Genomic DNA, 21,209 nt, shown 5'->3' on the forward strand with positions numbered 1-21,209 from the left:
GGATGAGCGACGAGGCGGGCGGTGCCGCTTACCGCATCGAGGACCTGGCGCACCGCAGTGGCGCCACGGTCCGCACGATCCGCGCCTATCAGGACCGCGGTCTGCTGCCCCGGCCCGAGCGGCGCGGGCGCGCCAACGTGTACGCGGACGCCCATCTGGCGCGGCTGCGGCAGATCGCCGATCTCCTGGACCGCGGCTACACCCTGGCCTCGATCAAGGAGCTGCTGGAGGCCTGGGACGCGGGCCGGGGGCTCGGCGGGATACTCGGCCTGGTCGCGGAGGTCGACGGGCCGTGGACCGACGAGGAGGCCGCCCGGATCTCCCGGAGCGAGCTGGTGGAGCGGTTCGGCGGCCGTCCCGACGACGCGGCGGTCGCGGAGGCCGTGGAACTGGGCGTGCTGGAGCCCGTCCCGGGCGACGGGGACTTCTTCCTCGTCCCGAGCCCTCAAGAACTTTCCGTGGCGGTCGAGTTGTACAACGCGGGCGTCTCCCTGTCCGCGATCGCCTGCCATCTCAGGGAGTTGAGGGGGCAGGTCGAGCACATCGCCTCCCGTTTCCTGGAGTTCACCACCGAGCACGTCTTCGCACGCTATCTGGGCGAGCGTCCGCCGAGCGACGCCGAAGCGGCCGAGGCGGCCTCGCTCGTACGGCGGCTGCGGCCGCTGGCCCAGCAGGCGGTGGACGCCGAACTGGCCCGTGCGATGCGGCACTTCGCGACCCTTCACCTGAGCCGGCAGCTGGCGGCGGGGCCGGTCCCGATGGAGCCGGAAGGTGCTCGTCGGGTGGAGGTGCCCGCCGGGACAATGCGGGCCGTGGAGCGTCTGGTTGGCGTGGAGCACGCGGCGGAGTTCGTGACGGCGGCCGCCGAACGTGAGCTACAGACACGTACGTTGGACCAGCTGACCACAAACGGCCCTTTCCCCACAGTTGTTGACGAAACACCTTAAACCGTAAGCGCGTTGTCCACAGATTCGTCAATTCACCTGTGGATAACGCCACTTGGTTGTGGATCAAACCTCCAGTCCAAAATCAAATGCGTGATCCGCCTCTCTCCAGGCACGCTGAGAGGATGCAAGAACATGAGCAGACGGATGATCGGACAGAAAGACGAGCCGATGAACCGATGGACGAAAAGCGCACCGTGAAGGTGTCGAAGTACCTCTCGAAACATCTGCGGCACCAGCCCGAGCGGATCGGGCTCACCCTCGGCGAGGGCGGCTGGGTCGAGATCGGCACCCTGATCACCGCGGCCGCCGCCCACGGTTTCCGGTTCACCCGCGAAGAGCTCGACCACGTGGTGGCCACCAACGACAAGCAGCGCTTCGCCGTCGAGGGAACCCGGATCCGCGCCAGGCAGGGCCACTCCGTCGAGGTCGACCTCGGACTGCCCCCGGCGACCCCGCCGCCGTACCTCTACCACGGGACCGTGGCCCGCAGTCTGGACCCGATCCGCGCCGAGGGCCTGCGGCCCATGAACCGGCACGACGTGCACCTCTCGGCGGACCGCGAGACGGCCACCCGCGTCGGCGCCCGCCGCGGCCGCCCGGTCGTCCTGTCCGTGGACGCCGCCGCCATGCACCGTGACGGCCATGTCTTCCAGGTCAGCGCCAACGGCGTCTGGCTGACGCGGACCGTCCCCCCGCGCTATCTGCGGTTTCCCGGCCCGCACTGATCCGGGACACCGGGGCGCCAGGACACAGGGGCGCCGGGACACTGGGGGGCGCCTGGACGCACGGGCGCCGTGGCGTCGGCCGCCTGGTCCTGAAGTGTCGGGTGCCTGGTCCCAAGGCGTCGGCCGCCTGGTCCTGAGGCGTTCGCCTCCCGGCTCCGTCTACGCTCGACGCATGAGTCTGCGTCTGAGCACCGTGATCCTGCCGTACGTCCGCTGGAACGAGGGCGGGCGTTCCGCATGGCAGCGCGCGGAGCAGCTCGGCTTCCACACCGCGTTCACCTACGACCACCTCTCCTGGCGGACCTTCCGCGACGGCCCGTGGTTCGGGGCCGTGCCGACCCTGACGGCGGCGGCCGCCGTCACCGACCGGCTGCGACTCGGCACGCTCGTCACCTCGCCGAACTTCCGGCACCCGGTGACCCTCGCCAAGGACCTGATCTCCCTCGACGACATCTCGAACGGCCGGATCACGCTGGGCATCGGAGCCGGCGGCACCGGTTTCGACGCCACCGCGCTCGGACAGGACCCGTGGACCCCGCGTGAGCGCGCGGACCGCTTCGGTGAGTTCGTCCCGCTGCTCGACCGGCTCCTGACCGAGGACTCCGTCTCCTACGGCGGGAACTTCTACTCGGCGCACGAGGCGCGCAACATCCCGGGCTGTGTCCAGCGCCCCCGGCTGCCGTTCGCCGTGGCCGCCACCGGCCCGCGCGGACTCCAGCTCGCCGCCCGGCACGGGCAGGCCTGGGTGACGACCGGCGACCCGAAGCTGTACGAGACGGGCACCCCCGAGCAGTCGGTTCAAGCCATTCGCGGACAGGTGTCCAAGCTCGCCGACGCGTGCGCCGGGATCGGCCGGGACGTGGCGGAGCTCGACAAGATCCTGCTCACCGGCTTCACACCGGACCGAGGCCGTCCCCTGGAGTCCGTAGACGCGTTCGTCGACTTCGCGGGCCGGCACGCCGAACTGGGCTTCACCGAGATCGTGATCCACTGGCCGATCCCCGACTCGGACTTCGCCGCCGACGCGAAGGTCTTCGAGCGGATCGCCATGGAAGCCGTGGCCCAGCTGGGCTGAACCCCGCCCCGGGACGCCGCGGGACCTGACGGCCGCGGGCGGGATGCGGCGGTAACCACTCAAGTGTGCGCACCGCCGCACGGCCGTGCGCATATATGCGGGAGAATGAGCCCGTGACCTCAGCGACTCGCCGGCCCGAGACCCCGGCCTCCACCGTCCCGCCCCGGCTGATCGCCACGGACCTCGACGGCACCTTGTTGCGCGACGACAAATCGGTGTCCGACCGCACGATCGCCGCCCTCGCCGCCGCCGAACAGGCCGGCATCGAGGTCTTCTTCGTCACCGGCCGCCCGGCCCGCTGGATGGACGTCGTCAGCGACCACGTCCACGGGCACGGCCTGGCCATCTGCGGCAACGGCGCCGCCGTGGTCGACCTGCACGGCGGCCCGGGCGCCCACCGCTTCGTCAAGATCCGCGAACTGACCCCCGACACCGCCCTCGACGTCATCCGGATCCTGCGTTCCGCGGCGCCCGGCACGGTGTGCGCCGTCGAGCGGACGTTCGGCCTCCATCTCGAACCGGGTTACCCCCTGATGCACATGGAGCCTCCGGAGATCGTCCTGCCCGCCGAGAAGCTCCTCGCCGAGGACGCGCTGGACGCCGATCAGCCGGTGCTGAAGGTGCTCGCGTTCCACCCGGAGATGGACCCGGACGAGTTCCTCGCCGTCGCCCGCCCGGCCATCGGCGACCGGGCCAACGTGACCCGGTCGAGCCCCAGCGCCCTGCTGGAGATCAGCGGCCCGGGCATCTCCAAGGCCAGCACGCTCGCGCTGTGCTGTGCCGAGCGCGGTATCGCGCCCGAGGAGGTCGTCGCCTTCGGTGACATGCCGAACGACGTCGAGATGCTCACCTGGGCCGGCCGGTCGTACGCGATGGGCAACGCCCACCCCGCCGTGATCGCCGCCGCCTCCGGGCGCACGGTCGCCAACAACGAGGACGGGGTGGCGGTGGTGATCGAGCGGATCCTGGCGGACCGCTCGTAACGCGGTGGGCGGCTCGTAGCGCGCTCACAGCGCTGCGAGAGCACGGCCACGGGCCCTCCTGTGGCTTCCCTGGGGGTCCGGGTCCGACCGGGTGCCTCCGGCGACATCCCGGGGCCCGAGTCCGACCAGGTGTCCTCCGGCAACATCCCGGGCCCCGGGTTCGGCCACGGCCCTCCGGCGCCACCCGCCGGAGGGCCTAGACGACGACCCCGTGCTCCGCCAGCCACGGCACCGGGTCGATCGCCGACCCCATGTCCGGTGTCACCCGCACCTCGAAGTGCAGATGCGGGCCGGTGGAGTTGCCGCTCGTGCCCGACTGCCCGATCCACTCACCGGTCGAGACCCGCTCCCCCTGGTCGACGGCGACGGACGCGAGATGCGCGTACTGCGTGTAGTAGCCGCCGGGGTGTTCGATCACGACCTCGATGCCGAAGGCACCGCCGCAGGACACCTTCACCACCCGGCCGGCTCCGACCGCCCGCACCGGAGTGCCGATCGGCACCGCGAAGTCCTGCCCGGTGTGCCGGTGCGCCCAGTGCTCACCCCCGCTGCCGAAGCCCGCGGAGAGTTCGTACGTCTCCACCGGAGTGACCCACTCCCGCGTGAACCCCGTCGGCGGCTGGTCGAGACGGACCGCGCCCCGGCAGGCGCCGGCCGCCACGGAGGCGTCCGCCCGGCTCTGCAACGCAGAGCGCGCCTCGTCGAGGCCGGCCTCGATGGTCCGCTTGATCGCGGCGAGCTCCTCGGTCCGCTTCTCCAGCGCCTGCCACTCGGAACGGGCCTTCGCCTCGTCCACGGCCAGCCGGCCTTCGGCGCGCCGGCTCTTCGCGACGGCGCCGGCCACGGCCAGATCGGCCCGACGCACCGCCTGCTGACCGCGCATCAGCCCGTCGGGGTCCTTCGCGAACAGGATCTGCGCCGTGTACGGCAGCCCGCCGCCCTGCCGGTACTGGGCGCGCACGATACGACCGAGGTCCTCGTGCAGTACGGAGATCTCCTGCCGCTCCTGTACGAGCCGGCGCTCGGCCCGCTCCGCCCGGCCGCGCTGCGCCTCGGCGTCCTGCCGTCCCGCCTCGTACCGTCCCGTCGCCACGGCCGCGTCCTCGTACAGCCGCGCCACCTGGGTGCTGACGTCGAGGTCCGCGCCGTCGCCGTCGCCCTCGGCCGCCGCCGGCCGGGCCGCGAGGACCACGAGCACGGACAACAGGGCCGGGATCAGAAGGGGATGACGGCGAGAGGAGCGCATGACAGCGATCGTGGCCCGCGCTCCGGGACCCGGCCCGTTCAAGGGGTGCACCCGGGGGACAGGACGTCACGAATGGCCCAGCCGCACCGCCGAACGGTCTCGTGGTGGCGGGGCGGCCCGCCACCTCGGCGCCCGCACCGCTCGCGAACAGATCGTCCGCGCAAGGAGGTTCAGTGCGGTACCTGCCACACCACCGTCGTACCGCCGCCGTCGGGACCGATCCCCGGCCCGTACCAACTCGCGCCGCCCAGTGACTCGGCACGCCGCTCGATGTTCCTCAGGCCGCTGCGCCGGCCGCCGTCGGGGATGCCCACGCCGTCGTCCGCGACGGCCAGGCGCACGCCCGGCCGCCCGTCCGGCAGGAGGAAGTCGGCGTCGACGGAGACCTCGATCCGGGAGGCGCCCGCGTGCCGGAAGGCGTTGGAGAGGGTCTCGCGCAGCGCGGCGATGAGGTTCTTGCCGGTGAGTTCGCCGACCGCCGTGTCGACGGGGCCGGTGAAGCGGTGCCCGGGGTGGAATCCGAGGGGCACGGCGGCCATGTTGATCTCGCGCAGGACCCGGGAGCTGAGCCCGGACGACGTCTCGGCGGGGCCCTGCCGGAGCGCGAAGACCGCGGTGCGGATCTCCTGGATGGTGACGTCGAGTTCGTCGACCGCCTTGCCGACACCCCGCGACACCTCGGGCACCTTCGACCGGCGCTGGGCGCTCTCCAGCATCATCCCGGTGGCGAACAGCCGCTGGATGACCAGGTCGTGCAGGTCGCGGGCGATCCGGTCGCGGTCCTCGTACACCGCGAGCCGTTCCCGGTCGCGCCGGGTCTCGGCCATCATCAGCGCCAGGGCCGCCTGCGAGGCGAACTGTGTGGCGACGGTCCGTTCGGTCGCGGTGAACTGCCGTCCGTCGCGGGACCGCGGGGTGAGCAGGGCGCCGAGCACCCGGCCGTCGCTCTGCAACGGGAGCATCATGACGGGCCCGTAGGCGTGGGTGAGATCGGTGCGCATGCGCGGATCGGCGGACGCGTTCGCCACGAACACCGGTTTTCCGTCACGGAGTTCGGCGACCAGTTCGCTCTCCGGCGGGACGACCACACCGAGCGCGTTCGACGGGTGGTCCGAGGCCACCGCGACGACCTCCAGACCGCCCTCCTCCGCGGACAGCAGCACCAGCCCGGCCGCGGCGCCGGAGAGCCGGCGGGCCTGTTCCGCGACGATCTGCAAGGCGTCGTCGGCGTCGCCGCCCGCCAGCAGCGCGGTGGTGACGGCCACGGAGCCGTCGATCCAGCGCTCACGCTGCTTCGCCGCCTCGTACAGCCGGGCGTTGCCGATGGCGGTACCGGCCTCCGTGGCGAACACCCGGAGCAGGTCGAGATCGTCGTCGTCGAAGGTGCCGCCGCCCAGCTTCTCCGTGAGATACAGGTTTCCGAAGATCTCCCCCCGCACCCGGATCGGCACCCCGAGGAAGCTGCGCATCGGCGGATGACCGGCCGGGAAGCCGCAGGAGCGCGGATCATCGGTCAGGTCCGCCAGGCGTACCGGGTCGGGGTCGCGGATGAGCGCGCCCAGCAGCCCCTTGCGGCCGTCGGGCCGCCGCCCGATCCTGCGGGCGGTCTCCTCGTCGACGCCGTACTGGACGAACTCCGCGAGGCCTGTTCCGCTCTCGTCCACGACTCCGATGGCCGCGTAACGCGCCCGGGTGAGCTCGGCCGCGGTCTCGCAGATCCGGTCCAGCTTGGAGCGCAGCTCCAGCCCCGAGCCGACCGTCCGCACGGCCTCCAGCAGCCGCGGGACCCGTGCGGCGGACGCGGCGGACAGTCCCGCGGGAGCACGGGCCGCCGGGCCCGCGTCACCGCCCGTCTCGCCGTCGCCCGTCTCGCCGTCGCCCGTGTCGTTGTCGCCCGGGACGGGGGAGCCCCTCGCCGCTGACATGCATCGAGCCTAATAAGTCTGCTTTGCAAGGAAAAGTCGGAGCGTGGGTGCGAGGAAGCGCCGGACCACGGGTGGGAGCGGCACCCGAGAGCGTGCGCGGCACCCTCAAAGCCCCGCCGGGCACGGCATCGCGCGGCGCCCGTACGGCTCAGGACGCCACCGCGCGCACCAGCAGATCCGCCGCGCACTCCCGTTCCGCCATCTCCCGCAGCGGCCCCTCGACGGCAGACAGGTCCGCGAACGGCCCGCGCTGGACCACGCGTCCCCGCGCGAGGACGATCACCTCGTCCACCGCGTCGAGTCCGGCCAGCCGGTGCGTGATCAGCAGGGTCGTCCGGCCCTCGGTCGCGGCCAGCAGATCCGCCGTGAGCGCGTCGGCCGTCGGCAGGTCGAGGTGTTCCGCCGGTTCGTCCAGGACGAGGACGGGGAAGTCGGCGAGCAGCGCGCGGGCCAGCGCGAGCCGCTGCCGCTGACCGCCGGACAGTCGTGCCCCGTGCTCGCCGATGAGGGTGTCGAGCCCGTCGGGCAGCCCGTCCACCCAGTCGAGGAGGCGGGCTCGCCCGAGCGCGTCGCGCACCGCGGCCTCCGTGGCGTCCTTCTGGGCGAGCAGCAGGTTCTCGCGCACGCTGCTGTCGAAGAGGTGCGCGTCCTGGGCGCAGAGCCCGACCAGTCGGCGCACGGCGTCCCCGTCCAGCCCGTACGCGTCGGTCCCGCCCAGCGTGTACGTCCCCGCCTCCGGGTCCAGGAAGCGCAGCAGCACCTGTGCGAGCGTCGTCTTGCCCGCTCCGGACATGCCGACCACGGCGATCCTGCGGCCCTCTTCGAGGGTCAGGTCGAGTCCGGCCAGCGCTTCCCGGTCCTGTCCGGCGTGACGGGCCCGGAGCCCGGACACCTGGAGCGGGAACGGTGACGCGGGCGCCGGGAGCGGCTGTTCCGGCTCGCGTACGGGATCGGCGGCGTCCAGCACCTCGTACACGCGCTCGGCGCTCTTGCGCACCCGCTGCCGGTACTGGACGGCGAGCGGCAGTCCCATGACCGCCTCGAAGGCGGCGAGCGGGGTGAGGACGACAACGGCCATCAGCACGCCGTGCAGCCGTCCCGCGGCGACCGCCTGGGCGCCCACTGCGGCGGTGGCCGCGACGGTGAGGCCGCAGACGAGTGCCGTGAGTCCGTCACCGAGAGCGGTCGCGGTGGCTGCCCGGGAGGCGATGCCGGTGAGGACGCCGTCGGCCCGCCGTACTTTCGCCGTACGGGCGGGCAGCGCGCCCGCGACGGTCAGTTCGGCGGTCCCCGTGAGCAGGTCGGCCACCTGGGTCGCCAGTTCGCCGCGCGCGGGAGCCAGCCGCCGCTCGGCGCGGCGCGCCACGGCGCCGGTCACCAGCGGAACTCCGATGCCCGCCGCCAGCAGACCGGCGGCGAGGACGGCCCCGGCTTCGGGCAGCAGCCAGGCGGTGAACCCGACGGAGGCGGCGGAGACGAGGACCGCGGCTCCGGCCGGCAGGAGCCAGCGCAGCCAGTAGTCCTGCAAGGTGTCCACGTCGGCGACGAGCCGCGCCAGCAGGTCACCGCGCCGGGTGGTCCGCAGCCCGGCGGGCGCGAGCCGTTCCAGACGTCGGTAGACGGCCACGCGGGTGTCGGCCAGCATCCGCAGCACGGCGTCGTGCGACACGAGCCGCTCCGCGTACCGGAACACGGCCCGCCCGATGCCGAACGTCCGGGTGGCCGTCACGGCCACCATCAGATAGAAGACCGGCGGCTGCTGGGAGGCCCGGGAGATGAGCCAGCCTGAGGTCGCCATGAGACCGACGGCGCTCCCGAGCGCGAGGCCGCCGAGGAGCAGGGCCAGCGCCAGCGGACGCCGCCGGGGAGCGGCCATCGCCCGGACGCGGGCGAGCACACCGCTCCGGTCCGAGGCGGGCGCGGAGAGGGCCTCGGCGTCCGCCGAGGGCATGCCCGGCCACGCGTCGTCCAGGGGAAGGGGGGTGTGCGACGGCTCCGCCGTGCCGGGGGCGTCGGCGTCGGGGGTCGGGTTGGGCACGCCGACGGCAGGGGCTTCCAGGCGGACCACCCGCTCCGCGATGTCCAGCAGGGCCGGGCGGTGCACGACCAGCAGGACGGTCCGGCCCACGGCCAGCCGCCGGACCGCCGCGACGACCTCGGCCTCGGTCGCGCCGTCGAGCGCGGCCGTCGGCTCGTCGAGCACGAGCACGGGCCGGTCCGCGAGGAACGCCCGCGCGAGTGCCAGGCGCTGACGCTGACCGGCCGACAGTCCGACACCGTCCTCGCCGAGGAGCGTGTCGGCTCCGGCGGGCAGCGCGTCGACGAACTCCGCCGCACCGGCGTCGACGAGTGCCCCGCGCAGCGCGGTGTCGTCGGCGTCGGGCCGCGCCAGCCGGACGTTCTCGGCGATGGACCCGGCGTACAGATGGGGTCGTTGCGGCACCCAGGCGATCCGTGAGCGCCACTCCGTGAGGTCGGCGTCGGCCAGATCGGCTCCCCCGGCCCGGACCCGGCCGGCGGCGGGCTCCACGAAGCCGAGCAGCACGCTCAGCAGCGTCGACTTGCCCGCGCCGCTGGGGCCGACGAGAGCGACCGTCTCACCGGCCTCGACCGTGAAGGAGACGTCCGTGACCGCGTCCGTGGAGCGCCCCGGGTACCGCACGGTCACACCCTCGAAGGCGATCTCCCCCGCGGGTACCCGCAGCGCACCGGACCTCGGCGCCGGGGTCTCCAGCACCTCGAAGATCGCCTCGGCGGCGGCGAGTCCCTCGGCGGCGGCGTGGTACTGCGCCCCCACCTGCCGCAGCGGCAGATAGGCCTCGGGCGCCAGCACCAGGATGACGAGCCCCGTGTACAGATCCAGCTCGCCCCGGACGAGCCGCATTCCGATGGTCACCGCGACCAGGGCCACCGAGATGGTGGCGAGCAGTTCCAGGGCGAAGGACGACAGGAAGGCGATCCGGAGCGTCCGCATGGTCGCCTGCCGGTACTCACCGGTGATCTTCCGGATCGACTCGGCCTGCGCCTTGGCGCGGCCGAACACCTTGAGGGTGGGCAGTCCCGCGACCACGTCCAGGAAGTGTCCGGACAGGCGGGACAGCATCCGCCATTGACGGTCCATCTGGCTGCGCGTGGCCCAGCCGATCAGCACCATGAACAGGGGAATGAGCGGCAGGGTGCCGGCGATGATCGCGGCCGAGACCCAGTCCTCGGTGACGATCCGCGCCAGGACGGCGACCGGGACGACGAGCGCGAGCCCCAACTGCGGCAGATAGCGCGAGAAGTAGTCGTCGAGCGCGTCCACGCCCCGGGTGGCGAGGGCGACCAGGGAGCCGGTCCGCCGGCCACTGAGCCATCCGGGCCCGAGCGAGGCGGCCGTCTCCACCAGCCGTCCTCTCAGCTCCGACTTGACCGCGGCGCTCGCACGGTGTGCGGCGAGCTCGGTGAGCCAGGCCACCATGGCGCGACCGAGCGCCACCGCCGTCAACAACAGCAGGGGGACGCGCAGTTCGGTGACGGAGAATCCGTGCTGAAAGGCTCCGACCACCACGTCGGCGATGAGCATCGCCTGGGCGATGACCAGGGCCGCTCCGGCGGCGCCCAGCCCCACGATCGCCACGAGGAAGAGGCGGGTGGCCCGGGCGTACCGAAGCAGGCGGGGATCGATCGGTTTCACGTGAAACACACCTTTGGCCCATCGGGCACGTTTCACGTGAAACGTGCCGTTGCATCGGATTCAGTGCGACACGTCCACAGCGATGTGGTGCGTGCCGATGCGCTTGCGGAACACCCAGTAGGTCCAGCTCTGGTAGACCAGGACGATCGGCGTGGCGATCACGGCACACCAGGTCATGATCGTCAGGGTGTAGTGGCTCGACGAGGCGTTGGTGACCGTGAGGCTCCAGTCCGGGTTGAGCGAGGACGGCATGACGTCCGGGAAGAGCGACAGGAAGAGCATCGCGACAGCCGCCACGATGGTGAGCCCCGAGAGGATGAAGGCCCAGCCCTCCCGCCCGGCGTTGACCATCGCCAGCGCCGCCACGAGGGCCACCACGGCCACGATCAGCGCGACCAGGGACGCCCCGTCACCGCTGTCGACCTGGGTCCAGATGAGGAAGACCAGCGCCAGCACGGCCGTCGCCAGACCGACCTTCACCGCGAGCTTCCGCGACCGCTCCCGGATGTCTCCCACGGTCTTGAGACCGACGAACACGGCGCCGTGGAAGGTGAACAGCGTGAGCGTCACCAAACCGCCGAGGATCGAGTAGGGGTTGAGCAGATCCCAGAAGTTGCCCACGTACTCGAAGTTCCGGTCGATCTTCACGCCGCGCACGATGTTCCCGAAGGCCACGCCCCACAGGAACGCCGGGATCAGCGAGGTCCAGAAGATCGCCGTCTCCCAGTTTCGCTGCCAGTGCTCCTCGGGCCGCTTCGCCCGGTACTCGAAGGCGACACCACGCACGATCAGACAGACCAGGATGAGCAGCAGGGCGAGATAGAAGCCGGAGAAGAGGGTGGCGTACCACTCGGGGAAGGCCGCGAAGGTCGCACCGCCGGCCGTGAGCAGCCAGACCTCGTTGCCGTCCCACACCGGGCCGATCGTGTTGATCAGCACCCGCTTCTCGGTGCGGTCACGGGCCAGCAGTTTGGTGAGGATGCCGACTCCGAAGTCGAAGCCCTCCAGGAAGAAGTAGCCGATCCAGAGGACCGCGATGAGGACGAACCAGACGTCGTGAAGTTCCATGACTCAGCAGCTCCCTGAGCCTAGTAGGAGAAGGCCATCGGCTTGTCGGCGTCATGGGAGTCGCCGCCGATCCTGGTGGGCGGGTTGAGGTCGGACTCGGTGAGCTCGGGCGGCCCGGCCTTCACGTACTTCGCGAGCAGCTTGACCTCGATGACGGCGAGGATCGCGTAGATCAGCGAGTAGACGGTCAGCGAGGTGATGACCTCGCCCTGCGAGACCGTGGGGGAGACCGCGAAGCGGGTCTGGAGCACGCCGTAGACGACCCACGGCTGACGGCCCATCTCCGTGAAGATCCAGCCCCAGGAGTTGGCGATCAGCGGGAAGGCCAGCGTCCAGATGGCGATGCGCCAGCCCCACTTGGTGAGCTTCGGGCCGAGTGCCTTGTTCTTGAACAGGACCAGATGCGGCGCCTCGTCCTCGCCGACCCTGAGGTGCTGCGCCAGCATGAACTTCTTGCGGGTCAGCCAGAGTCCGACGACGCCGATCGCGAAGGACGCCATACCGAAGCCGATCATCCAGCGGAACGCCCAGAAGGTGACCGGGATGATGGGGCGGTAGTCGCCGGGACCGTACTTCTCCTGCTCGGCCTTGTTCGTGTCGTTGATGCCGGGCACATACGAGTTGAAGTCGTCGTCGGCGAGGAAGGACAGTATCCCCGGGATCGACAGCTCGACGGTGTTGTGGCCCTTGCTGACGTCTCCGTACGCGAAGATCGAGAAGGGCGCGGAGTCCTGGCCGTCCCACAGCGCCTCGGCGGCGGCCATCTTCATCGGCTGCTGCTTGAACATGATCTTGCCGAGCGTGTCGCCGCTGATCGCCGTGAGGAGACCGGCGATGACGACGGTGACGAGGCCGAGCCGCAGCGAGGTCTTCATGACGGCGACGTGCCGCTTGCGGGCCAGGTGGATCCCGGCGATGCCCACCATGAACGCGCCGCCGGTCAGGAAGGCGGCCGTGAGGGTGTGGAACGCCTGGGCGAGCGCGGTGTTCTGGGTCAGTACGTGCCAGAAGTCGGTGAGTTCCGCACGCCCACGCGCCTTGTTGATCCGGTAGCCGACCGGGTGCTGCATCCACGAGTTGGCCGCGAGGATGAAGTACGCCGACAGGACCGTGCCGACGGAGACCATCCAGATGCAGGCGAGGTGGAGCTTCTTCGGGAGCTTGTCCCAGCCGAAGATCCACAGCCCGATGAAGGTGGACTCGAAGAAGAAGGCGATCAGCGCCTCGAAGGCGAGCGGCGCTCCGAAGATGTCACCGACGAAGCGCGAGTAGGCGGACCAGTTCATGCCGAACTGGAACTCCTGCACGATGCCGGTGACGACTCCCATCGCGATGTTGATCAGGAAGAGCTTGCCCCAGAACTTGGTGGCCCTGAGGTACTTCTGATTCTCCGTACGCACCCAGGCGGTTTGCAGGCCGGCGACGAGCGCGGCGAGCGAGATCGTCAGGGGAACGAAGAAGAAGTGGTAGACGGTGATAATGCCGAACTGCCATCGCGCCATGGTTTCCGGCGCCAAAGCCAATTCCACGTCGTCAGTCTCCTTACATCGCCGTGGTCACAGCGGCAGTGTGCCCGCTTCATAACAGACATCACGGGAGCAACAGGACACGCTTGTGAACGCGTTCACATTCACAAGCAATTATGACGCATAGCCGTTCGAGGCAAGAGGGGTGGGGGGGGTCCCTCTAGGGGACCGAAGGGACCCGACCGGGAGGGCCGGCCGGTCCCGCGCACGCCGAGGGGCCCGTACGCGATCGACACGCACGGGCCCCTCGGCCACGGCTCACGGGCGGACGCCTCCACAGGGGTGGGGACAGGCCCGCCCCGGCGGGCAGTCGCTCCGGTGGCTACAGCCCCTTGTGGTAGCTCTCGGTCGCCTTCAGGAAGATGTCGTTCCCCTCGGTCTCCCCGATGGTGACCCGCACGCCCTCACCGGCGAAGGGGCGCACGACGACCCCGGCCTGCTCGCAGTGCGCGGCGAAGTCGAGGGTGCGCTCCCCCAGACGCAGCCACACGAAGTTGGCCTGCGTCTCGGGCACCGTCCAGCCCTGACCGCGCAGCGTGTCGACCACCCGGGTGCGCTCCGAGACCAGGGAGCCGACCCTGCCGATCAGCTCGTCCTCGGCGCGCAGGCTCGCCACCGCGGCGTCCTGGGCCAGCTGGCTCACGCCGAACGGCACCGCCGTCTTGCGCAGCGCGGCCGCCACCGGCTCGTGAGCGATCGCGAAGCCGACCCGCAGACCGGCCAGCCCGTAGGCCTTGGAGAAGGTGCGCAGCACACAGACGTTGGGCCGGTCACGGTAGATCTCCACACCGTCCGGGACCTCGACGTCACGGATGAACTCGCGGTACGCCTCGTCCAGGACGACCAGCACATCGCTCGGCACCCGGTCCAGGAACCGCTCCAGTTCGGCCCGGCGGACCACGGTGCCGGTCGGATTGTTCGGGTTGCAGAGGAAAATCAGCCGGGTCCGGTCGGTGATGGCCTCGGCCATCGCGTCCAGGTCGTGCACCTCCCCCGGGGTCAGCGGCACCTTCACCGAGGTCGCGCCGCTGATCTGGGTGATGATCGGGTACGCCTCGAAGGACCGCCAGGCGTAGATGACCTCGTCGCCGGGACCGCTCGTGGCCTGGAGCAACTGCTGCGCGACACCGACCGAGCCGGTGCCGGTCGCCAGGTGGGAGACGGGGACGCCGAAACGGTCCGCCAGCTCGTTCATCAGCGCGGTGCACGCCATGTCCGGGTAACGGTTGAACGAACCGGTCGCCGCGGTCAGGCTCTCGACCACACCGGGCAGCGGCGGATACGGGTTCTCGTTGGAGGACAGCTTGTACGCCACGGCGCCGCCGGCGGCGGCGGGCTTTCCGGGCTTGTAGGTGGGGATCCCCGCCAGCTCGGCACGCAGCTTGGGGTTCGTGTCGCTCACCGCAGTCCTCCTCGTGACCACCAGCGGCTCATGACCACCACCGGCTACCAATGCTTCTCACCTTATGAGGATTCCGCGCCGCTGCGAATGGCCTGTGGACAACCCGACACCGGCACGTGTCCGCACCGGGACCGCCGGCGGTGTCGGCATCGGCACCACCGGCCCTCCGGCCACCCTCGTACGAAGTCGTACGAAAGGGGGCGCGTCGACGGGTATCACATGCGCCGGTGGCTCACGCCGTGGCGCGCATCCCTCGTACAGGTGAGTTGAGACCTCTTCGAGACATGGCCCGCTTGGCAGGCCCACACGCGCCGACAAGTCACGTACTGGGATGAGATCCTTCAACTGCCTTCATTTCAAAGGAAGTTAGCGACTCTCGATCATGCAGAAACGTGCCTGTCAACGCGTGCATATGCGTCCGCGCTACCCCACCGTATGAGCCCTACTATCGGCTCGCCATGACAGCAGCAGGGAAGCACCAGGTGAGCAGGGCGGAGACCTCCCGCCGAGGCGGTCGGCCGGGCCGGGCGGGCATCAGAGACGTGGCCGCGGCAGCAGGGGTCTCCATCACAACCGTGTCCGACGCCCTCAACGGCAAGGGACGGCTTCCGGACGCCACCCGACGCCATGTCCGCGAGGTCGCCGACCGGCTGGGCTATCGCCCCTCGGCCGCGGCCCGAACCCTCCGTACCGGCAAGTCGGGCCTGATCGGCCTGACCGTCACCACGTACGGGGATGAACCTTTCACCTTCACCGAGTTCGCGTACTTCGCCGAGATGGCCAGAGCCGCCACCTCGGCCGCACTCGCCCGGGGATACGCCCTGGTCATCCTCCCCGCGACCTCCCGCCACGACGTGTGGTCGAACGTCGCGCTGGACGGAACCGTGGTCATCGACCCCTCCGACCAGGATCCGGTCGTCAGCGAGCTGGTCCGCCAGGGACTACCGGTCGTCTCCGACGGACGGCCCGTGGGATCGCTCCCGGTCACCGCCTGGGTGGACAACGACCACGAGGCCGCCGTCCTCGGCATCCTCGACCATCTGGCGGACGCGGGGGCCCGCCGCATCGGCCTTCTCACCGGCACCACCACGGACACGTACACCCGCCTCTCGACCACCGCATACCTGCGTTGGTGCGAGCGGGTGGGCCAGGATCCGGTCTACGAGGCCTATCCGGCGCACGATCCGTGCGCCGGAGCCGTCGCCGCCGACCGGCTCCTCGCCCGGCCCGACCGTCCGGACGCCGTGTACGGCCTCTTCGACCCGAACGGCACCGACCTGCTGGCCGCCGCCCGCCGCTACGGTCTGCGCGTACCCGACGACCTGCTGCTGGTCTGTTGCAGCGAGTCGAACGTCTACGCCAGCACCGAGCCGCCCGTCACGACGCTCTCCCTCAAACCGCGCAGGATCGGCACGGCTGTCGTCCAGCTGCTGATCGACGCGATCGAGGGGGTCGAATCGGACCAACCGGTCGAGCAGGTGATACCGACGGAGCTGATCGTGCGGACCTCCTCGCAGCGCCGGCCGCACCGGACGACGGTCAGTCCGCCCCGATCACCCGAGCAGGGCTGACGGCCGGTCCGGATCGGGCGGGGCCAGCCCCGCCCAATTCGGGCGAAAACCGCGGTGAACTGGGCTCCTGTTCCGATTCACCACCCCTGGGTCATCACATGGCGCGATCCGCATTCCTATGATGGGCGGACGACACCGCGGGCCGCTGCGACCAGGCAGTCCGAACCGGTGCAGATGCGGCGCGATCGTGGTGGAGGGGTCGATGACTCAGGGGGCCGGTCAGGGACCCGAGGTGGTGCGGACGGCGACGTTGCGCGACTTCCGGGTGCCCGGTTACGTCCATGAGACCGGTCCGTACGCGCAGAACACGCCTCAGGGCGAGGGCGCGGGACCCGTCGGGGAGGCGGCGCGGTACGCGTCGGGAGAAGCCTCCCCGTACGCGTCCGGGGAGGCTCCGCCGGAGTTCCCCGGAGAGTTCTCCGAGGGATACACGCCCACGCAGCGCGATCTGCCGGTCATCAACCGGGGCGACACCCAGCAGGTCGTCCTCGACCCCGCAGGCGTGCCCGCCCCTGCGCCCGGCGCCGGACCCGGCCCGCTGTACGTCGTCGGGGACGTCCACGGCTACCTCGACCAGCTCGTCGCCGCGCTCCGGGCCAAGGGCCTCGTCGACGCCGCCGGGAGCTGGTCGGCCGGCACCGCGCGCCTGTGGTTCCTCGGTGACTTCACCGACCGCGGCCCGGACGGCATCGGCGTGATCGACCTCGTGATGCGGCTGTCCGCCGAGGCGGCCGCGGCCGGCGGCTACTGCAAGGCACTCATGGGCAACCACGAGCTGCTGCTGCTCGGCGCCAAGCGCTTCGGGGACACGCCGGTCAGCTCCGGCGCCGGCACCGCCACCTTCCAGGCCGCCTGGCTGCTCAACGGCGGCCAGAAGACGGACATGGACCGCCTCCAGGACCACCACCTCCAGTGGATGGCCCGCCTCGACGCCATGGAACTGGTCGACGGACACCTCCTGGTGCACTCCGACACCACCGCCTACCTCGACTACGGCGACTCCATCGAAGCGGTCAACGACACCGTCCGCGAGACCCTCACGCGCAACGACGCGGAGGACTGCTGGGACCTCTTCCGCAAGTTCACCCGGCGCTTCGCCTTCCGCGACGACGGCGCCGACGCGGTCCGCGAACTGCTCGGCGCCTACGGCGGCACCCGCATCGTCCACGGTCACAGCCCCATTCCGTACCTCCTGGGCGACGTGGTCCCGGAGGACGGCGAGTCCGGAGCGGGCCCCGTCATCGAAGGACCGCACGTCTACGCCGACGGACTGGCCATCGCGATGGACGGCGGAGTGACCATGGCCGGAAAGCTGCTGGTCCAACAACTTCCGCTGGATATCTGAGCGTTCGCCGGGCAGACGCCCGGCGGGCGGACCACTCCGGACAGTGGCCAATTTCTTGAAACCCCCTGTCACGGCGTGCCGTCGCCGCTCTACCATCGGCTTATCCGTAGCAGGCTCCCCTCCGTTTCTGCCCGACGGCTCGTCAGCGTGCGAGCCACCAGCCCTACGGAGCATCGGGGGATGCAGATGAACAGCGTTCCGCAGCACCTGCTGAGCGAGGACCGCCAGGAATACGAGCGGATCCTCGATGAGGCGCTGCGCTCCGCACCACACCGCCCGGAACTCGCCGCTGTCGGCCAGCGGCTCAACCTCGAACAACTGCGCACCATGGCGCTCAACGCCACGGCCCTCATCACGACGGCCGCGTCGGACGAGTACGCGCACTATGTGAAGATCCGCAGCGAACTGCGCCGCCCGGCGCCGTCCACCGCGGCCATGGGCGAGGAAACCGGCTCCGCGGAGCCGGACACGACCGCCATGGGTCTCGCCGCCACCGTCGGAGAGGTCACCGAGACCGCCGGTGCCGGCGCGGTCGCCGTCGTCGCGGTGCTCGCCCCGGTCCTCGCCGGGACAGCCGCGGTGATATTCCTGCTCGTGGGCTATCTCCTGAGGATGCTCGACCCCGAGCCGGCCATCGCCAGAACCCTTCTGACCACCGGATGGGTCTTCGGCGCCGTCACGGCGGCCGCCATTCTGGTCGCCGCGGCCGGACTGCTGCTGACCGCCCTGCGCAACGGTTCGTCCTCCCTCCGGGCCGGAGCGGGCGACGAGCTGACCCAGCAGGTCGGCCGGGCCAAGCAGGCCTGGCACGACGCCCTGCTGGAGCGCGGCATCCTGCCGTTCCTCAGGGAAGCCCTCGCGGACCCGGGCTCGGCGGCACTGGGCCGCCCCGCACCGGCCCCCAGCCGCATACCCCACCTCGGGTACGGCCGGCCGGGATTCAGCAGCCCCGACGGCGGACCCGCGGCGGGCCCCCGCCCGAGCTACTCCAGCCCGGACTTCAGCAGCCCCGACTTCGGGGGACCGGAACACCAGCCCGAGTGACCCGGCCGGCCGACGGCCGGGTCCGAGGCAGGAGAGGGCCCGCGCGAGCGCGCGGGCCCTCACACCGCTGCCGGAGCGCCTTTTCGGCCACGGACCGGGATGGGTGCAGGTGCGGCGTGTGCGCCCGCACCTGCCACGCGAAGCCGTCCCACGGTCGGCCCGCGGGGATCGTCCGCCGCCCTCGGGCCACGGGTTTGTCTCAGACGATGCCCAGCCGCCGCGCCTCCTTCATCCACGAGGGGAACTCGGACAGCAGCCGGTCGTAGAGCTCCGGATCCGGTACGTCGCTGATGTCGTCGACCGCGAAGAAGCCGACGTTGTCGACGCGTCGGCCCGGCAGGGTGTCGAATCGCTCCAGCACGCCGTAGTTGGAGCGCCCCAGTCCGACGAACTGCCAGAAGACCGGCTCCTCCACCGCCTCCCGCAGCTCCGTCTCGATCTCCTTGTTGCGGTAGACACCGCCGTCGGAGAAGAAGAGCACCAGGGTGGGATCGGCGGCCGGGTGCTCGCGGACATGGGCGCGGACCTCGGCGATCACCTTCTGCTCCTCGTTCTGGATGCCGACCGCCCGCATGTCCACCTGTCCCGGCAGCAGGCCCTTCTTCGGCTTCTTCCGCCGGAACAGGGTCAGCTCACCGACCCGGACATGGAGCTCCAGCCAGTCCGGCAGATCCCCGAGGGCGAGGTCCGGCAGCCGGGCCGGGTTCGACGCGAAGGTCCACGCCTGCATCTCCCCGTCGTCGTCGAGCTGCGCCGCCACGGCGGCCATCCGCTCCACCACATCGGCCACGACACCCTTGGAGTACAGGAACGACATCGACCCGGAAGCGTCCAGGACCAGGATGACGCGGGCCCTGACGTCCACGGCCCCGTGCTTGCGCAGGCTGACCGCCACCTGCTCCTTGCGCAGGGAGAGGCGCTTGCGCATGTCCACGGGCAACCGCTCCTCCCCCTTGACGAGCCGAGGAGCCGAGCCGAGAGCGGAGGCAGGGACCGGGGCCGGAACCGGGTGATTTTGAGGCGCCGGAGCCGGACGAGCCTGGGGGGCTGGAGGTGCCGGTACGGACGGGGGAGCCGCCGGAGGTCCCGAGGCGACGAGCGCGGTCGGGGGCGCGGGAGCCAGCGGGGGCGCGGATACCGGTGAGACGGCTCCCGCGGCCGTGCTCCCCGGTTCCGTGCTCCCCGAGGCGCCCGGCTCCTCGTCCACGCTGATCCCGAAGTCGGTGGCCAGGCCCGCGAGTCCGGAGGCGTACCCCTGGCCCACCGCGCGGAACTTCCACCGGCCGCCCCGCAGATACAGCTCGCCCCCGATGAAGGCCGTCTCCGTCGTCGCCTCCATGTCGAAGAACGCCAGCTCCTCCCCGGTCCCGGCGTCGAACAGCCTCAGTCTCAGACCCGACAGCGAACCGAAGGTGCCCCCGTCGGCGGAGGCGCCCAGGACCACCCGCTGGATCTCCGACTCCAGGCCGTTCAGATCCACCTCGACGGTGTCCGTCGTCCCGTCGCCCTCCCGTCGCTTGCCCGAGTGACGCACGGCTCCGGAGGCATGGCGGGGCTGGTTGTAGAAGACGAAGTCACCGTCGTCGCGCACCCGCCCGTCCTCGCGGAGCAGCAGGGCCGAGGCATCGGCGTCCGGCGCGCCGGGGCCTCCGGTCCAGCCGAGCACGACCCGCACCTGCCGCGCGGCGACGGGAAGGTTGGCGCCCTTGCTCATCGATGTCGGTGTCATGGGCCCAGTCTCCCCGCAGAAACGGCCGGTGGCTCCGACCGATACGCGAGCGGGTGGGAGGAGGCCGCCGCGTCCGTCGCGGCCCGCACGAACTCCCGTAGGCGCTCACTGGTGTTGCCCTCTCTCCACACCAGTCCCCGCTCGATCGGCCGCGCGTCGTGGAGGGGGACGTAGGCGACATCGGGCCGTGGGTAGTACTGCCGGGAGTGTTCCCCGACCGGGAGGACCCCCCGGCCCATCGCGACGAGCGTCAGCATCTCGGAGAACGACCCGCCCGCCGGGCCTTTGGGAACGGGCCTGCCCGAGGGCGTGCGATCCGGTGTGCGGTCGCGCTTGAATCCCGTCGAGGTCACCTCGGGGTACTGCACCACGGGGTGTTCCGCGAGCACCTCGAGGGACAGCCGCTCCTCCCCGGCCAGCGGATGACCGGCCGCGACGGCCAGGACCCTGCCCTCCCGCAGAAGGGCGGGCCCGCGGGCCATGCCGTCGAAGGGGAACGAGGCGAGCAGCACGTCGATCGAGCCGTCCACCAGACTCGCCCGGGAGTTGGACAGCTGGACCTCCCGCACCTCGACCCGGCAGTCGGGATGCCGCTCGCCGAACAGGCCGACCGCCCTGAGGAGCGCGGGCGCCGTCCACTCCCCGAGGAAGGCGACCCGCAGCTCTCCGGTGATTCCCCGGCCGGCGTCGGCCGCCCTACGCAGCGCCGCTTCCATCCCGGCGACCAGGGGCGTCAGATCGTCCGCCAGCTGCCGCCCGACCGGGGTGAGCCGGACGGAACGACTGGTGCGTTCGAACAGCAGGCCACCGACTCTGCGCTCCACCGCCTTGATCACCTGGCTGACCCGTCCGGTCGTGATCCGCAAGCGCTCGGCGGTCCGGCCGAAGTGCAGTTCCTCGGCCAGCGTCAGAAAGGTCTCGGTCTCCAGTCGCTCCAGCATGAATCC

The 21,209-nt window shown here is 71.1% G+C and carries 15 protein-coding genes; 7 read left to right on the top strand and 8 right to left on the bottom strand.

Annotation, left to right across the window (positions count from 1 at the left end; genetic code table 11):
- Positions 1–2 precede the first annotated feature (2 nt).
- From ACZ4AA_RS20335 to ACZ4AA_RS20350, 4 genes are all read left to right on the top strand, one after another.
- On the top strand, positions 3–947 hold the full coding sequence (locus ACZ4AA_RS20335) for a MerR family transcriptional regulator (protein ID WP_467603706.1): 945 nt from the start codon (positions 3–5) through the stop codon (positions 945–947).
- Positions 948–1,123: 176 nt separating this feature from the next.
- A complete protein-coding gene (locus ACZ4AA_RS20340) occupies positions 1,124–1,672 on the top strand; it encodes an RNA 2'-phosphotransferase (RefSeq protein ID WP_467603709.1) in 549 nt (182 codons plus the stop codon).
- Between the two features lie 172 nt (positions 1,673–1,844).
- Entirely contained in the window at positions 1,845–2,747 is a 903-nt protein-coding gene (locus ACZ4AA_RS20345) for an LLM class flavin-dependent oxidoreductase (protein WP_467603712.1), read from the top strand.
- 95 nt (positions 2,748–2,842) lie between these two features.
- Positions 2,843–3,730 (top strand): Cof-type HAD-IIB family hydrolase, encoded by an 888-nt coding sequence (locus ACZ4AA_RS20350; protein WP_467603714.1) that lies wholly within the window; start codon positions 2,843–2,845, stop codon positions 3,728–3,730.
- A gap of 196 nt (positions 3,731–3,926) precedes the next feature.
- Here ACZ4AA_RS20350 and ACZ4AA_RS20355 read toward each other — a convergent pair whose 3' ends face one another.
- The 6 genes from ACZ4AA_RS20355 to hisC form a co-directional block, all read right to left on the bottom strand.
- Positions 3,927–4,976 carry a M23 family metallopeptidase gene (locus ACZ4AA_RS20355; protein WP_467603719.1) on the bottom strand — a complete coding sequence of 350 codons (1,050 nt, stop codon included), beginning with the start codon at positions 4,974–4,976 and terminating at the stop codon, positions 3,927–3,929.
- Between the two features lie 170 nt (positions 4,977–5,146).
- Positions 5,147–6,901, bottom strand: a complete 1,755-nt coding sequence (locus ACZ4AA_RS20360) for a sensor histidine kinase (protein ID WP_467603724.1) — start codon at positions 6,899–6,901, stop codon at positions 5,147–5,149.
- Between the two features lie 148 nt (positions 6,902–7,049).
- On the bottom strand, positions 7,050–10,577 hold the full coding sequence (gene cydD / locus ACZ4AA_RS20365) for a thiol reductant ABC exporter subunit CydD (RefSeq protein ID WP_467603729.1): 3,528 nt from the start codon (positions 10,575–10,577) through the stop codon (positions 7,050–7,052).
- Positions 10,578–10,637: 60 nt separating this feature from the next.
- Complete coding sequence (gene cydB, locus ACZ4AA_RS20370; RefSeq protein WP_467603734.1) at positions 10,638–11,645, bottom strand: cytochrome d ubiquinol oxidase subunit II; 1,008 nt, start codon at positions 11,643–11,645, stop codon at positions 10,638–10,640.
- A 20-nt stretch (positions 11,646–11,665) separates the two neighbouring features.
- Positions 11,666–13,174 carry a cytochrome ubiquinol oxidase subunit I gene (locus tag ACZ4AA_RS20375; RefSeq protein WP_467603736.1) on the bottom strand — a complete coding sequence of 503 codons (1,509 nt, stop codon included), beginning with the start codon at positions 13,172–13,174 and terminating at the stop codon, positions 11,666–11,668.
- 319 nt (positions 13,175–13,493) lie between these two features.
- Complete coding sequence (gene hisC / locus ACZ4AA_RS20380) at positions 13,494–14,573, bottom strand: histidinol-phosphate transaminase (protein WP_467603738.1); 1,080 nt, start codon at positions 14,571–14,573, stop codon at positions 13,494–13,496.
- Between the two features lie 458 nt (positions 14,574–15,031).
- On the opposite strand from hisC, the gene ACZ4AA_RS20385 reads away from it, so the two are divergent.
- The 3 genes from ACZ4AA_RS20385 to ACZ4AA_RS20395 all read left to right on the top strand — a co-directional run bounded on the left by ACZ4AA_RS20385 (position 15,032) and on the right by ACZ4AA_RS20395 (position 18,533).
- Positions 15,032–16,144: a LacI family DNA-binding transcriptional regulator gene (locus tag ACZ4AA_RS20385; RefSeq protein WP_467603740.1), complete on the top strand. Its 1,113-nt coding sequence runs from the start codon at positions 15,032–15,034 to the stop codon at positions 16,142–16,144.
- Between the two features lie 202 nt (positions 16,145–16,346).
- Positions 16,347–17,489, top strand: coding sequence for a metallophosphoesterase (locus ACZ4AA_RS20390; RefSeq protein WP_467603743.1), 1,143 nt, complete (start codon positions 16,347–16,349; stop codon positions 17,487–17,489).
- A 180-nt stretch (positions 17,490–17,669) separates the two neighbouring features.
- Positions 17,670–18,533 (top strand): hypothetical protein, encoded by an 864-nt coding sequence (locus tag ACZ4AA_RS20395; protein WP_467603745.1) that lies wholly within the window; start codon positions 17,670–17,672, stop codon positions 18,531–18,533.
- Positions 18,534–18,732: 199 nt separating this feature from the next.
- Here the strand turns inward: ACZ4AA_RS20395 and ACZ4AA_RS20400 are convergent, their stop codons facing one another.
- Positions 18,733–20,262, bottom strand: a complete 1,530-nt coding sequence (locus ACZ4AA_RS20400) for a VWA domain-containing protein (protein ID WP_467603749.1) — start codon at positions 20,260–20,262, stop codon at positions 18,733–18,735.
- Positions 20,259–21,203: a LysR family transcriptional regulator gene (locus tag ACZ4AA_RS20405; RefSeq protein ID WP_467603752.1), complete on the bottom strand. Its 945-nt coding sequence runs from the start codon at positions 21,201–21,203 to the stop codon at positions 20,259–20,261. The genes ACZ4AA_RS20400 and ACZ4AA_RS20405 overlap by 4 nt, the downstream gene beginning before the upstream one ends.
- Between the last annotated feature and the right edge of the window lie 6 nt (positions 21,204–21,209).

Source organism: Streptomyces sp. NPDC024698 (assembly GCF_055559015.1).